This window comes from Actinopolymorpha rutila, from assembly GCF_013407855.1.
Classification (GTDB): Bacteria; Actinomycetota; Actinomycetes; order Propionibacteriales; family Actinopolymorphaceae; genus Actinopolymorpha; species Actinopolymorpha rutila.
The window spans coordinates 624702-638217 of record NZ_JACBZH010000001.1 but is presented as its reverse complement, the minus strand read 5'-3'; the positions used below and the strand labels follow the sequence as shown (position 1 = coordinate 638217).

Genomic DNA, 13516 nt, shown 5'->3' with positions numbered 1-13516 from the left:
GCGAACGGCGGGTGAAACGTACACGAACACCCGAACCGCCCGCGGTCGGCCGACGCAACTACCCGGGCATGCCGGCCGGGTGCAGGATCGCCACGCACTCCACATGGTGGGTCATCGGGAACGCGTCGAAGGCCCGCAGACCGGTCAGCTCCCAGCCGTGCTCGGCGAAGTAGCCGAGGTCGCGGGCCAGCGTGGCCGGGTCGCACGAGACGTAGGCGATCGCGCGGCCGCCGAGCCCCGCGACCTGGCGTACGACGTCGGCACCGACGCCGGAGCGCGGCGGGTCGAGCACCACCAGGTCGGCCTGGTCGAGCCGCTCGAGCACCTCGTCGACGCGGCCCCGCTCGACCATGGCGTTGGGCAGGTCGCGCAGGTTGTGCCGGGCGTCGCGGACCGCGAGCGCGTTCTCCTCCACACCGACCAGCGGGGCGTACGGCCCGACCGAATCGGCGAGGGCGCCGAGGAAAAGCCCCACGCCGCAGTAGAGGTCGAGGACCGACTCGTCCGTACGCGGCGCCAGGCCCGCGAGCACCGCGTCCGCGAGCGCCTGTGCGGCACCCGGGTGAACCTGCCAGAAACCCGCGCCGCTGACCTGCCACGTCCGCCCGGCGGCGATTTCGCGCACGTACGGCAGGCCGGGGCCGGGCCGCGGCTCGCCGTGCAGGACCCGCACCGCGGCGGCCAGCCGGGGTACACGGACCCGCGTCCTCGCTCCGCGCCCGGACACCGCGACCACCCGGTCACCGGTTGCCGCCGAGGCGATGCCCTCCACCCGCGCGGCACCGGGCCAGCGCCGCCGCTCGATGCCGAGGCGTTCCACCTCGGGGTGGGCGATCAGGCACTCGTCGACAGGTTCGATGTCGTGCGAGCGGTGCCGGCGGAACCCGATGGCGCCGTCCCGGCGTACCGCGAACTGCACCCGGGTCCGCCAGCCGAGCCCGTCGTCGGCGTCGTCGTAGGCCTCGCCGGCGTCGCCGGCGTCGCCGTCCGCGTACTCACCGGCATCCTCGTCCTCGCCGGGGATCGGCAGCGCCTCCACCTCGACCGAACGCTCGATCCCGGCGATCCGGCGCAACTGGTCCTCGACCACAGCGGCCTTCAGCCGCCGCTGGGCGGGCAGGGTCGCGTGCTGCCAGTCGCAGCCGCCGCACCGGCCCGGGCCGGCGAACGGGCACGGCGGCGTCACCCGGTCCGGCGACGCGGCCAGCACCTCGATCGCGTCCGCCCGCAGCAGGCGCGCGGTCTCCTCCACCACGTGGGCCCGGACGCGTTCGCCGGGCAGCGCATGCCGGACGAACGCGACCTTTCCGTCGTGGTGGGCCACGCACCAGCCGCCGTGAGCGACCGGGCCGATCTCGAGTTCGAGGACCGTGCCGACGAGATCATGCTCGCGGCCGGCTTCGGCGCGGATGTCGGTGCGGGCTGGGCTGCGGCTGCCGTCGTCACTGTCGTTCATATCGGGTCGAGTCTGTCAGCCTTCCGGCGTACCGCACCGGCGACCTTCGGTCCGTCCTGCCCGAAGGCTCCGGACACCCCTAGGCTCTGTCCTGGACATGACACCCGAGGAGGCTCGATGAAGTTCTACGCCGACCTGCCCGGGCGCCGGGCCGCACAGCTGCTGGCGGACGTGCTCAGCCTGGTCTGGATCTATCTGTCCGTACGCGTGATCAGCGCCGGCTACACCCAGATGAGCGGGTACGCCACGCCGGGGCAGCGGCTGGAGACGGCCGGCACCGGCATCCAGGACAAGATGACCGAGGCGAGCCGGGAGGTGTCCGGGACCCCGGTCGTGGGGGACGCGCTGCGAACGCCGTTCGAGACGATGGCCGGCACCGGCTCCTCGATCGCCGACACCGGGCGCACGGTGCAGGACTTCGTGCACCAGCTCGCCATGGGGACCGCCGTCGTGCTCGGCGTCGTGATGTTCGGGCTGCTGCTGGTCCGGCTGGTCTTCCGCGTCCGGTGGATCGCGCGGGCGACCGCAGCCAGCCGGATGGCCAGTACGCCCGGCGGTGTCTCGGCACTGGCGCTGCGTGCCCTGGTCAGCCGCCGGTACCGCCCGCTGGTGGCGGCCGCGCCCGCGCTCGGCGACGCCTGGCGGCGCGGTGACCCCGAGTTGCTCCGCCGGCTCGCCTCGGTCGAACTCCACCGCCTCGGCCTCGAGGTCACCTCGAGGGCCGGATCAGGGACCGGATCAGTGACCGGAGCGGACCGCGCGCGGTGAGGCGCCCAGCTCTCGCCGACAGGCCTTGTTGAACGCCTGCAGGTCGCCGATCCCGACCGAGGCCGCGATGGTCGGGATGGACAACGTCGACTCCCGCAGCAGGTGGCGGGCATGTTCCAGCCGGCGCCTGCGGATATGCGCGACCACGGTGTCGCCGGTCTCCGCGCGGAACAGCCGGGTCAGGTGGTTGTGGGAGATGCCGGCCGCCCGGGCGACGTCGGGAACGGTGATCGGGCTGGCCAGGTTGGCGGCGATGTAGGCGAGCGCCCGGCCGACCGCGGCGTGCGGCCCGCCGTCGGCCGCGGCGCCGAGCTGGACGACGTCCCACAGCGCGGCCCACACCTGCGCGGTCGCCCTGGCCGGCGAGTCGGGCCACGCCGCGACCGCCCGGGAGAGCAGCTCGGTCAGCTGCGGGGCGTCCGCGCCCGCGTCCTGGATCACGGGTACGACCCGCGCCGGGCCGGTGGCGGGCAGCCGCAGGTGGGCGTACAGGTGCTCCGAACGCCCGCGGTAGATGTACTGCACCTGTACGCCGGGCGGGATCAGGCTCACCCGGCCAGGACGGATCACGTACGCCGAGCCGTCCACCACCAGGTCGGCCGCGTAGCGGTAGAGGTGGAACTGCCACATGTCCGGCAGCCGGAAGACGTCGCGCCGGCGGACCGTCCCGTGCACGCCGACACCCATGTTCATCACCTGCGGCGGCTCCTCGATCCGGACCGCGACCTGCCCGGGGCCGACCTGTCCGGCGTCGGCCAGCGCGGACCAGGTTGGGACAGCGTTCTCCGCCACGGTGAAAAACTACCAGTAATGGTGATTGGAACCCACGCGTCGGCAGGTGATCGCGGCCTAGCGTGGATGGGTGCCAACCAGCACGTCCGCCGGCGGCGCGCACCGCGCCGGCATCCACCGGCACCCGCCCAGGCCCTCGGAGAGGACATGAACTTCCAACCAGCCCGCGACCACCTGCTCAGCTCGGTGCAGATGGCGCACTTCGTCTCGCACGGCTCGCTCATCATGGAGGCGGTCGTCCCCGACGAGTTGAACGCCCAGGCGATCGACGTCTTCCGCGCCGGCATCCCGGCAGTCCCGTACGGCACCTCCATCGAGGACTCCTTCCCCGAGGGCTCGTTCGCGCGCCGCCTGATCGAGGTCCCCCAGATCGCGGGCGCCATCCACAGCCTGGTCGGCCCCGGCCCGACCATCGACCACCACGCCGTGCACATCCGCAAGCCGAAGGACGGCCAGGCCCAGCCGCTTCACGGTGACGCGATCATCGACGTACGCCTGGACGCGTTCGACGTGCAGCTCATGTACTACCCGCAGGACGTCACCCTGGAGATGGGCGGAACGCTCAGCGTGCCGGGCAGCCACCTGCGCCGTACGAACGAGAGCGACACCGGCCGCTACCAGAACCTCCGCGGCCAGACCCGGCTCACCTGCCCGGCCGGCACGGTCGTCCTCGTCCACCACGGCATCTGGCACGGCGGCCGGCGCAACGACAGCGACATCGAGCGCTACATGTTCAAGATCCGGTTCAACCCGACGGTGCGCCAGCTGCGACTGTGGAACACCGACGACATCGACAAGCCGGAGGTGGGCGAGAAGCTGCGCACCCGCTTCCCGTGGTACGAGTTCGCGACCGGCCGGCTGGAGCTGTGGAACCGGGTCCAGATGTGGCGGGCGCTCACCGGCGACGACACCTTCGACCTCGACTACTGGGCGACCAGGGTGAGCAACCGCCCGCAGCGGGTCGTCGCAACGGCCGGGCGCTGACGGCGTTCGCACCCGTCCACATCGCGTCCACTCTTCATCCAGGAGTCACAGATCCATGAGCACCACGACCGAACAACTCTTCTCCGCCGGACCGGACGGCGCGGGTGAGCAGGTCCTGCGCCAGCGGGTTCTCGTCCTGTACCTCGCCACGTCGGCGCTGGACAGCAACGTCGTCGGCTGGGCCAACTACGACGGGACCGGGCAGACCTCGCCGACGACCGGCGACAGCGACGAGCCGCCGTACGAGACCGGCGTCGAGGCGCTGCGGGACGGCTGGCGGCTGATCCAGGCGTCCCAGCTCATCCCGCCCTACCCGGGCCACGAGTACGACGTGTCGTTCCTGAAGCACGAGTTCCTGTTCGAGCGGCTGGTGAACGTCGCCGGCTGAGCTTCACCGGCCGAGCTTCACCGGCCGGCGTTCGTACGCGGCGTTTCCTCTCCGGCGTACGAAACCCACTGGTCGGCGGTCTCCCGGGCGGGCGCGGCCTGACGCCCGGGAGACCGCTTTCTGACATCGCGTCCAGCGGGGTTGACATCGACGTATTTCCGCCGTATCTCCGTCTGGCAAAGGACCCAGAGAGATCCTACGGTTACGCAATGGCAGATCGAACCGCTCACCACGTGCGGAGCTGGGGGCTGTGGGCGCTTCCCGCTCCGGCTCTGGCGTTCTTTCTGCTGGTCGACCTCACCGCGCTGGCCTGTGCCGCCGGTCTGCTGAGTAACCGCACCTCCTTCGGCGGTGCCACGACCGCGGTGGTTCTGTGCGCCTGCGGCGTGGTCAGTGTCGAGGGCGCCCGCCGGGTCGAACGCCGGCGCCGCCGGGGCGGTGCACTGCACAAGGACCTGCAGCCGGTGTGGATGATCGCCGCCGCGATCGCGTTGCCGCCGGCCACCGCGCTGGTGTGCGTCGTCGCTCTGCGCCTGTGGTGGCGGGTGCGCGCGAGCAGGTGCATCCCGCACCGCTGGGTGTTCTCCACCGCCGTGGCGATGCTGGCCGCGGCGTTCGCGCATTCGACGTACGTCATGGTCGACGGCGCCCTGGCCACCGCCGGCTGGTCGCCGCGACAGGTGCCGATCCTCGCGATGGTCACGGCCGCGGTGGTGTTCGTCGCTGTCGACGCCGTTCTGTGCGCGGTGGCCATCCGCCTGCTCGACCCGGCCAGTACTCCCGCCGAGATGTTCGGCGAGCGGGCCGAACTCACCGTGGACGCGGTGGCTGCCGGGCTGGGATGTCTGGTCGCGGCGGCCTCGATGGTGACGCCTTGGGCCGGCATCCTCGGCGTACCCATCACGCTCGCCGGCCAGCGCGCGTTGCTGCTCGGCCAGCTGGAGTCGGAGGCGCACACCGACGGCAAGACCGAGTTGACGAACTTCCCCCGCTGGCGGCAGGAGGTCGAGGAACTCCTCGACCGGGCCCGCCGCCGGGACGGTCGGTTCGCGATCCTGCTCGCCGACATCGACCACTTCAAGCTGATCAACGACCGCCATGGCCACCTCGCGGGCGACCAGGTGCTCCGCGAGGTCGCCGACCGGATCCGCGCCGTGATCCGGTCGGACGACGTCGCCGGCCGGTTCGGGGGCGAGGAGTTCGTCATCGGCATGCCCGACGTGGACGTACGCCACGCTGTCGGTGCGGCCCACCGGCTGCGGTCGTCGATCTCCGACGCCCGGCTGCCGGTACGGGCGCGCGGTGACCTCGGCGACCCCGCGTCCGATGCCGGCGCGAACGCGGTCCCTGGCTTCGCGACGCCGACCGGCGCCGACTGGGTCCAGCTCACCGTCTCGGTGGGGGTCGCGGTGTATCCGGTGGACGGGACGACCCTCGACCAGTTGCTGGAGTTCGCCGACAGGGGGCTGTACGCGGCCAAGACCGCCGGACGGGATCGCGTCTCCCGAGGACTGCCGCCGGACGTCCTGGTGGCCGACCCGGTGCTCCCGCTGGCTGATTCGGTGCCGCCGCCGGCCGACTCGGTGGACGGCTTCCCGGCGGGCGCGGGTTTCCCGACGAGTGCGGGTGTGCCGGGGCAACCCGATTCACGAGCGAACCCGTACTCGCCGGGGCGGCACCTCCGACCGGGAAGGCACGCGCTGCCTGGCCTGCCCCCCGAACCCGAGCGGCCCGCTGACCCCGGGCGCCTGACAGCTTCTTCGTCATGACCTGCCTCGGCGTACTCGACGCACCGCCCGCCGACCTGTCCGCGGCGATAGCAGGGTCTTTCCTGTGGATCAGGGTCGATAAGTGAGCGGGTCATCCGCGCCCGGTCGGCAAGGCGGAGGAGGAGTCGCGTAGCGGTGTTCTACGCGCGACGACGACAACGCAGCCGGGCGGGATGCGGGGGCACGCGAACCGGCCATGATCCACAGGAAAGACCCTGGGTGAAGCGGGTGGGCCGGGCGATGGAGAGCGCACTCGGCGCCGGCGGGGTCGTCGTCCTGAACGCCAGCGGGCCGGAGTCCGGGCAGAGCGTCCCGCACCTGCACTTCCACGTCGTACCCTGCTGGTCCGACGACGAGGCGACGTTCTGGCCGGCGGACAGGTCCGCGCACAAGGTCGCCGGGCCAGTACACGAACGCCTGGCCGACGCCCTGGCATCCCCGTCCGCCTGACCGGCCGCCCGCCCTTTCGGCGAGGTGGGAAGACCTGTGGGGGCTGTGACACCCGTAGGTCTTCCCACCTTCGACGTTCGGGCCTCTCGAAGGCACTCAGAGCTCGGTCGTACGCGGACGAAAAGCGCCCGGGACAGATCGGCCAGGTGACCGTCCCGGGCGCTCCCGCGACCCCGTTCTCCCTGCGCGGCTTCTCAGCGCGGCCTCGTCAGCAGCGTCAGGCCCGCAGCTTCGTCGAAGTCAGGGACGCTGCATCCCGAAGGTGTAGCTGCCACTCCCCGAGTACGACACGACCCGCCAGCGGTAGGTGCCGGCCGTACCGGTGTACGTCACGTTCTCGTCGGGCGACGTGGTGATGCCGCTCGCGACGTTGGTCCAGCTGCTGCCGGACGCCTTCTGCAGGTACAGGTCGAAGTCGACGCCGTTCGGTCCGTCCAGGCAGCCGTGGAACGTCCCCGCACCTGAGGCGAACGACGACCCGTTGGGCTGGATCTGCGCCGCACCCGAACCCGACAGCGACCCGGAGTACTGCTCGGGCAGCGCCGCACAACCGGACGCCGGCGGTGGCGTCTGCCCGGCGGTGCCGGTGTAGAGCAGCAGGTTCGGCGAGCCCGAACCCGGGTTGCCGACCACGCCCTGGGTGGCCGCGCCGACCAGCGCGTTGCGTACGGTCGCCGGTGAGGCGGTCGGGTGACTTTGCAGGTAGAGCGCCGCGGCGCCGGTCACGTGCGGCGTGGCCATGGACGTACCGCTGATGGTGTTGGTCGCGGTGTCGCTGGTGTTCCACGTCGAGGTGATCGACGAACCGGGTGCGAACAGGTCCAGGCAGGTGCCGTAGTTGGAGTACGACGCCCGGGCGTCACTGGAGGTGATGGCACCCACGGTGATCGCCGCGGCGACCCTGGCCGGTGAGCTGTTGCAGGCGTTGGCGCTCTCGTTGCCGCCGGCCACGGAGTAGGTCACACCATCGGCGATGGAGTTGGCGACCGCGTTGTCCAGCGAGGTGGAGGCGCCGCCGCCGAGGCTCATGTTCGCCACCGCCGGAGCACCGGCGGCGTGGTTGGAGGTGACCCAGTTGATGCCGGCGATCACGCCGGAGGTGGTGCCGCTGCCGTTGCAGTCGAGCACCCGCACACCGACCAGCCGGACCGCCTTGGCCACGCCGTACGTCGTACTGCCAACGGTGCCCGACACGTGTGTGCCGTGGCCGTTGCAGTCGTCGGCGCTGCCGCCGTCCACCGCGTCGTAACCGCTCACCGCGCGGCCGCCGAACTGCTGGTGGCTGAACCGGATGCCGGTGTCGATGATGTACGCGGTGACGCCGGAGCCGGTCGCGGTGTAGACGTAGCTGTTGTTCAGCGGCCGGTTGCGCTGGTCGATCCGGTCCAGGCCCCAGGTCGCCGGCGACTGGGTGGTGTCGATGCTCACCCGCTGGTCGGCCTCGACGTACTTCACGTCCGGGTTGGCGCGGACCTTCGCCAGCGCTGGCCCGGACATGGTGGCCGCGAAGCCCTTCAGCGCCGTGGCGTAGCTGTGGTGCACCCGTGCGCCGGCCGCGCGTGCCTGACCGCGCACCGATCGCACCTTCGCCGCCGATGCGGTGCCCTTCAGCACGACGATGTAGCTGCCCTTGACGGCGGTCGCACCCTGTGCCGCCAGCAACGGTGCCGGACTCGGTCGCGGACCGGCCGCGTTCGCCACACTCGCGGCGCCGACCGCGCCGGAGGTGCCGAGCGTGGCCAGGAGCGCGGCGGCGAGGACGGCGAGCGAACGGCGCCAGGGCCGGCCCGGGCTCGTCGTCGATGACCTCCACAACATGGAGCCTCCTCATGGGTACGAGCCCGGCGGAGGCGGGGGGCGCCGCCGATGGACACTCTCCGTCGCCTCCACGCTGCACTGCGTCGGACTGACCGCATGTGTACGGGATCTCGGAGGCTTTGTCCATAGCTGTCCTGGAGACCGACGCCGAAGTTTGCGGAGTCCGGAAGGTCACCGCAACATCCCGTTCACGCGACGGCCGCAGGCCGGGACGGCCGGGACGGCTCAGGCCGTGTTCTGGCTGAGGAAACCGTCGATCGAACGGCGTAGCCCCGCCGGGTCGAGTCCGTGCACGACGTCGTGCTCCTCAGGCGTGCCGTACCGGCGGACCTCGGTGCGCCCGACCCCCAGCGCCAGCGTGCGGTGCGGACGGTCGGCCAGCGCCTCGTCGACGAGCCGCACCGACGTACCCGCGAGGTACGGCTCGACGAGGACGACGTCCGCCGCGTTCCCGGGAGCACCGGTCCCGGCCAGTTCGCGGACCGCGGCCAGGTCGAGCGGGCGCACCGTCGCGGCGTAGCCGACCGTGACGTCGAGGCCTGCAGTCGCCGCCAGCACCGGGTCCAGCATCGGGCCGACCGCGAGGACCAGTGCCCGGCTTCCCCGGCGTACGACGTCGATCCTCCCGTCCGCGGTGACCGCGGCAGGTCGGGCGGCGGCGTTGGTGCGGTTGGACAGCCGGATGTACGCCGACCGGTCGCCGGCGACCGCGTACCGCAGCAACGCGGGCACCTCGTCGGGGTGGCCGGGCACGTGCACCGCGAAGCCGGGCAGGGTGTCCAGCAACGCCACGTCGCCTGGCGCCTGGTGGGTGCGGCCGGCCTGCGTCTCGTCGTACGACGCGCCGACGCTCACCAGCACCACGCGGGCGTCCTGGTGGCCGATGTCCAGCTTGATCTGCTCGAAGGACCGCTCGACCAGGAACGGCGTGTAGGAGTGTGCGATCGGGCGCAGGCCGGCCAGGGAGAGCCCACCGGCGACGCTCAGCATCAACGGCTCGCGGATTCCCACGTTGAGGGCACGGTCGGGGTGGCGGCGGGCCGACTCGGCGAACAGGTCCGAGGAGATGTCGGCCAGGACGACCGCCGTCCGTGGATCCTCGTCGAGCAGGAACGCCGCGGTCCGGGCGAACTCGGTCCGCATGTCGGTCGGGGTGATCATCGTCCTGTCCTCACTTCTTGCCTCTGTGCGGCGAACTGGGTTCCACGACGGCGACCACGACGTCGGGACTTCCTGGCGTACGTTTCGTCAGCGCCGTTTCGAGAACGGCGTGGTCGCGACCGTCCACGACCTGTGTAAACCACCCGTTGACAGAGAACCGTTCGGCGATCCCGCCCGGCCAGCCGTGCGTGGCCGACTGGTTGTCCACCACGACCACGGTGAGGTTGTCCAGGCCGGTCGCCCCGGCGTATGCGATCGCCTCGTGGTTGGTGCCCTCGTCGAGTTCGGCGTCACCGACCAGGACCACGACCCTGGTGTCGGTGAGGTCCTGTGCGCGCAGGCCGAGGGCTACGCCGACCCCGAGAGGAAGGCCGTGTCCGAGGGAGCCGCTGGAGATCTCCGCGCCGGGTACCAGTACCCGGTCGGGGTGGTGGCCGAGCGGCGAGCCGAACGACGCCCATTCCTCCAGCCACTTCTCCGGGAAGAACCCCTTCGCGGCGAGGACGGCGTAGAAGGCCGCCGGCCCGTGCCCCTTGGACAGCAGGAACCGGTCCCGCGCGGGATCGTCCACGGTCGCCGGGGACACGTGGAGTACGCGGTCGTACAGCACCCACAGGACGTCCAGCGTCGAGTGCGCGCTCAGGCTGTGCTTCTCGTCCCCGGTCAGCTTGGTCAGCAGCCGGGGCAGGTCGTCGTACCCACGTATGCCGGTGGTGGTGTTCATGGGCACGACACTTCCACATCCGGCGGCGTTCGCCATCGGGCCGGCGATCCAGCCCCGCCTACGACCTTGGACCTAGGCCGTCCGAATCCACGCGGAAGGTCGGACACAACCGCCACGGGTGCGGGCTCGGTGAGTAGCCGCCGACCCGATCGGGTACGTCTTCGAACGCGAAGCCTGCTGTGAGTCCCACCGTGTCGCGGGGAGTGCCGATGACGACCGGAGAAGCCATGGACCGCTGGGGAGCCGGCGTCATCCCGTACGCGGAAATGGGTTACTGGCAACCCGATTACGTCGTGAAACCGTCGGACATTCTGGCGGCCTTCCGGATCACCCCGCAGCAGGGCGTGCCCGCCGAGGAGGCCGGGGCAGCCGTCGCCGGTGAATCGTCCACCGCCACGTGGACGGTGGTGTGGACCGACCGGCTCACCGCGTACGAGCGCTACCAGGGCAAGTGTTTCCGCGTCGACCCGGTGCCCGGCAAGAGCGGGGAGTACATCGCCTACGTCGCCTACGACATCGACCTGTTCGAGGAGGGGTCGATCGCCAACCTCACCTCCTCGATCATCGGGAACGTGTTCGGCTTCAAGGCCCTGCGTGCGTTGCGGCTGGAGGACATGCGGATCCCGCCGCACTACACGAAGACGTTCCAGGGACCTGCACACGGCATCGTGATGGAACGCGAGTACCTCAACAAGTACGGCCGCCCGCTGCTCGGTGCCACCGTGAAGCCGAAGCTCGGCCTCTCCGCCCGCAACTACGGCCGGGTGGTGTACGAGGCACTGCGCGGCGGACTGGACTTCACCAAGGACGACGAGAACATCAACTCCCAGCCGTTCATGCGCTGGCGGGACCGCTATCTGTTCTGCATGGAGGGCGTCACCCGCGCGGAGGCCGAGACCGGCGAGATCAAGGGGCACTACCTCAACGTCACCGCGGCGACGATGGAGGACATGTACGAGCGGGCGGAGTTCGCCCGCGACCTCGGCAGCGTCATCGTGATGATCGACCTCACCATCGGCTACACCGCGATCCAGTCGATGGCCAACTGGGCGCGGCGCAACGGCATGTTGCTGCACCTGCACCGGGCCGGGCACTCGACCTACACCCGGCAGAAGTCCCACGGGGTGAGCTTCCGGGTGATCGCCAAGTGGATGCGGCTGGCCGGCGTCGACCACATCCACGCCGGCACCGTGGTCGGCAAGCTGGAGGGCGATCCCAACACCGTCGCCGGTTTCTACGACACGTTGCGGGCCAACACGCTGGAACCCGATCCGACGAAGGGCCTGTACTTCGAACAGGACTGGCTGTCGCTGCCCGGGGTGATGCCGGTCGCCTCCGGTGGAATCCACGCCGGGCAGATGCACCAGCTGCTGCACTTCCTCGGCGAGGACGTCGTACTCCAGTTCGGCGGCGGCACGATCGGCCACCCGATGGGGATCGCGGCCGGCGCCACCGCCAACCGGGTCGCGCTGGAGGCGATGATCAAGGCCCGCAACGAGGGCCGCGACTACCTCCGCGAGGGCGAGGACATCCTGCGGGCCGCCGCGCGACAGAGCCGCGAGCTCGACGTCGCGCTGTCCACGTGGGGCGACGTCACCTTCAACTACGAGTCGACCGACACCCCGGACGTCCTCGAGACGCCGACGTCGATCTAGGAACCGCCAGGCCGATCTAGGACGGACCGCATGCGGATCACCCAGGGCACCTTCTCCTATCTTCCCGACCTCACCGACCCCGAGATCGAGAGGCAGATCCAGTACGCCCTCGACCAGGGCTGGTCGCTCGCGGTCGAGTTCACCGACGACCCGCATCCGCGCAACCACTACTGGGACATGTGGGGGCTGCCGATGTTCGACCTGCGCGACGCGGGCGGCGTGCTGTACGAGGTGAACGAGTGCCGGCGGGCGTACCCGGCGCGCTACATCCGGGTGAACGCCTACGACGCCACGCACGAACGCCAGACCACCGCGTTGTCGTTCATCGTCAACCGGCCGGCCGTCGAGCCCGGCTTCCGGGTGGTGCGCGAGGCGGGTCCGGACCGGCGGCTGCGCTACACGGTCGAGGCGTACGCCGCGGACCGGCCGGCGGGCGACCGCTACCCCAACGGCGACCACCCCGACGGCGACAGCGCCACGTGAACCGTGACGTGAGCGGGCCGGCGTGAGCGGGGCGACGTGAGCGGGGCGGACGAGCGGCGGCGCGGGTTCGGGATGCCGACGCCCGGCCGAGGCGACGGTGGGTCCCCGGCGCACGACGAGGCCTCCGCCGAGGCGACCATCGAGCGGCCACCTGTGGACGTTCCGCCCCCGAACGCTCTGCCCGCGGACGCGTCGGTCGACCTCACCGCCGAACGCCGGGCGGCAGGCATCGACGCCGTCCTGGACGCTCTGGACGCCGAGCTGGTCGGGCTGCGCCAGGTGAAGACCCGCGTCCGCGAGCTCGCCGCACTGCTGCTGGTGGACCGGGTACGCCAGCGGTTCGCGCTGACCTCGTCCCGGCCGAGCCTCCACATGTCGTTCACCGGAAGTCCCGGCACCGGCAAGACGACGGTGGCCCTGCGGATGGCCGAACTCCTGCACCGGTTGGGCTGCATCGACCGCGGTCACCTGGTCGCGGTCACCCGGGACGACCTGGTGGGCCAGTACGTCGGGCACACCGCGCCGAAGACCAAGGAGGTGATCAAGCGCGCCATGGGCGGCGTGTTGTTCATCGACGAGGCGTACTACCTCTACCGGGCCGAGAACGAACGCGACTACGGCCAGGAGGCGATCGAGATCCTCCTGCAGGTGATGGAGAGCCAGCGCGACCGGCTGGTGGTGATCCTCGCCGGCTACAAGGACCGGATGGACTCCTTCTTCGCCTCCAACCCGGGGATGAGTTCGCGGATCGCCCACCACCTCGAATTCCCCGACTACGACCTGGACGAGCTGGCGGCGATCGCCCGGCTGATGCTGGCCCAGGAGCACTACGAGTTCACCCCGGACGCCGAGCGGACGTTCCGCGACTACCTGCAGCGCCGCATGCGGCAGCCGCGGTTCGCCAACGCACGCAGCGTTCGCAACGCGCTCGAACGTGCCCGGCTGCGGCAGGCCAACCGGCTGCTCGACGCCACCGGGCGCACCTGGCACCGGGAGGACCTGATGCGGTTCGAGCCGGAGGACATCCTCGCCAGCCGGGTGTTCACGCAGTGACCGGCGTACGCGTCA

13 protein-coding genes are annotated in these 13516 nt (G+C 71.1%); 8 read left to right on the top strand and 5 right to left on the bottom strand.

Going from position 1 to position 13516, the window contains the following annotated elements; genetic code table 11:
* Nucleotides 1-58 precede the first annotated feature (58 nt).
* Nucleotides 59-1456 (bottom strand): class I SAM-dependent RNA methyltransferase, encoded by a 1398-nt coding sequence (locus F4554_RS02675; protein WP_179785897.1) that lies wholly within the window; start codon nucleotides 1454-1456, stop codon nucleotides 59-61.
* Between the two features lie 117 nt (nucleotides 1457-1573).
* Here F4554_RS02675 and F4554_RS02670 point away from each other — a divergent pair, with 117 nt between their 5' ends.
* Nucleotides 1574-2224: a hypothetical protein gene (locus F4554_RS02670; protein WP_179785896.1), complete on the top strand. Its 651-nt coding sequence runs from the start codon at nucleotides 1574-1576 to the stop codon at nucleotides 2222-2224.
* Here F4554_RS02670 and F4554_RS02665 read toward each other — a convergent pair.
* Nucleotides 2195-3016, bottom strand: coding sequence for an AraC family transcriptional regulator (locus tag F4554_RS02665; RefSeq protein ID WP_337795844.1), 822 nt, complete (start codon nucleotides 3014-3016; stop codon nucleotides 2195-2197). The two genes, F4554_RS02670 and F4554_RS02665, sit on opposite strands and share 30 nt — an antisense overlap.
* A 147-nt stretch (nucleotides 3017-3163) precedes the next feature.
* Between F4554_RS02665 and F4554_RS02660 the strand changes: the two genes are divergently transcribed.
* The 4 genes from F4554_RS02660 (at nucleotide 3164) to F4554_RS02645 (ending at nucleotide 6607) form a co-directional block, all read left to right on the top strand.
* A complete protein-coding gene (locus F4554_RS02660) occupies nucleotides 3164-4000 on the top strand; it encodes a phytanoyl-CoA dioxygenase family protein (RefSeq protein ID WP_179785895.1) in 837 nt (278 codons plus the stop codon).
* Nucleotides 4001-4055: 55 nt separating this feature from the next.
* On the top strand, nucleotides 4056-4388 hold the full coding sequence (locus tag F4554_RS02655) for a hypothetical protein (protein ID WP_179785894.1): 333 nt from the start codon (nucleotides 4056-4058) through the stop codon (nucleotides 4386-4388).
* Nucleotides 4389-4597: 209 nt separating this feature from the next.
* Nucleotides 4598-6157, top strand: a complete 1560-nt coding sequence (locus F4554_RS02650; RefSeq protein WP_179785893.1) for a sensor domain-containing diguanylate cyclase — start codon at nucleotides 4598-4600, stop codon at nucleotides 6155-6157.
* A gap of 219 nt (nucleotides 6158-6376) precedes the next feature.
* Entirely contained in the window at nucleotides 6377-6607 is a 231-nt protein-coding gene (locus F4554_RS02645) for an HIT domain-containing protein (protein ID WP_202889115.1), read from the top strand.
* 240 nt (nucleotides 6608-6847) lie between these two features.
* On the opposite strand, the gene F4554_RS02640 is transcribed toward F4554_RS02645, so the two are convergent.
* The 3 genes from F4554_RS02640 to F4554_RS02630 all read right to left on the bottom strand — a co-directional run bounded on the left by F4554_RS02640 (nucleotide 6848) and on the right by F4554_RS02630 (nucleotide 10310).
* Nucleotides 6848-8425, bottom strand: a complete 1578-nt coding sequence (locus F4554_RS02640) for a S8 family peptidase (protein ID WP_179785892.1) — start codon at nucleotides 8423-8425, stop codon at nucleotides 6848-6850.
* A 225-nt stretch (nucleotides 8426-8650) separates the two neighbouring features.
* Nucleotides 8651-9586: a transketolase family protein gene (locus F4554_RS02635; RefSeq protein WP_202889114.1), complete on the bottom strand. Its 936-nt coding sequence runs from the start codon at nucleotides 9584-9586 to the stop codon at nucleotides 8651-8653.
* A 10-nt stretch (nucleotides 9587-9596) separates the two neighbouring features.
* Complete coding sequence (locus tag F4554_RS02630; protein WP_179785891.1) at nucleotides 9597-10310, bottom strand: thiamine pyrophosphate-dependent enzyme; 714 nt, start codon at nucleotides 10308-10310, stop codon at nucleotides 9597-9599.
* Between the two features lie 209 nt (nucleotides 10311-10519).
* On the opposite strand from F4554_RS02630, the gene F4554_RS02625 reads away from it, so the two are divergent.
* The 3 genes from F4554_RS02625 to cbbX are packed head-to-tail and all read left to right on the top strand — an operon-like array spanning nucleotide 10520 to nucleotide 13501.
* On the top strand, nucleotides 10520-11965 hold the full coding sequence (locus F4554_RS02625; RefSeq protein WP_179785890.1) for a form I ribulose bisphosphate carboxylase large subunit: 1446 nt from the start codon (nucleotides 10520-10522) through the stop codon (nucleotides 11963-11965).
* A 30-nt stretch (nucleotides 11966-11995) separates the two neighbouring features.
* Nucleotides 11996-12448 (top strand): ribulose bisphosphate carboxylase small subunit, encoded by a 453-nt coding sequence (locus F4554_RS02620; RefSeq protein ID WP_179785889.1) that lies wholly within the window; start codon nucleotides 11996-11998, stop codon nucleotides 12446-12448.
* A gap of 36 nt (nucleotides 12449-12484) precedes the next feature.
* Nucleotides 12485-13501, top strand: coding sequence for a CbbX protein (gene cbbX / locus F4554_RS02615; RefSeq protein ID WP_337795843.1), 1017 nt, complete (start codon nucleotides 12485-12487; stop codon nucleotides 13499-13501).
* Nucleotides 13502-13516: the final 15 nt, after the last annotated feature.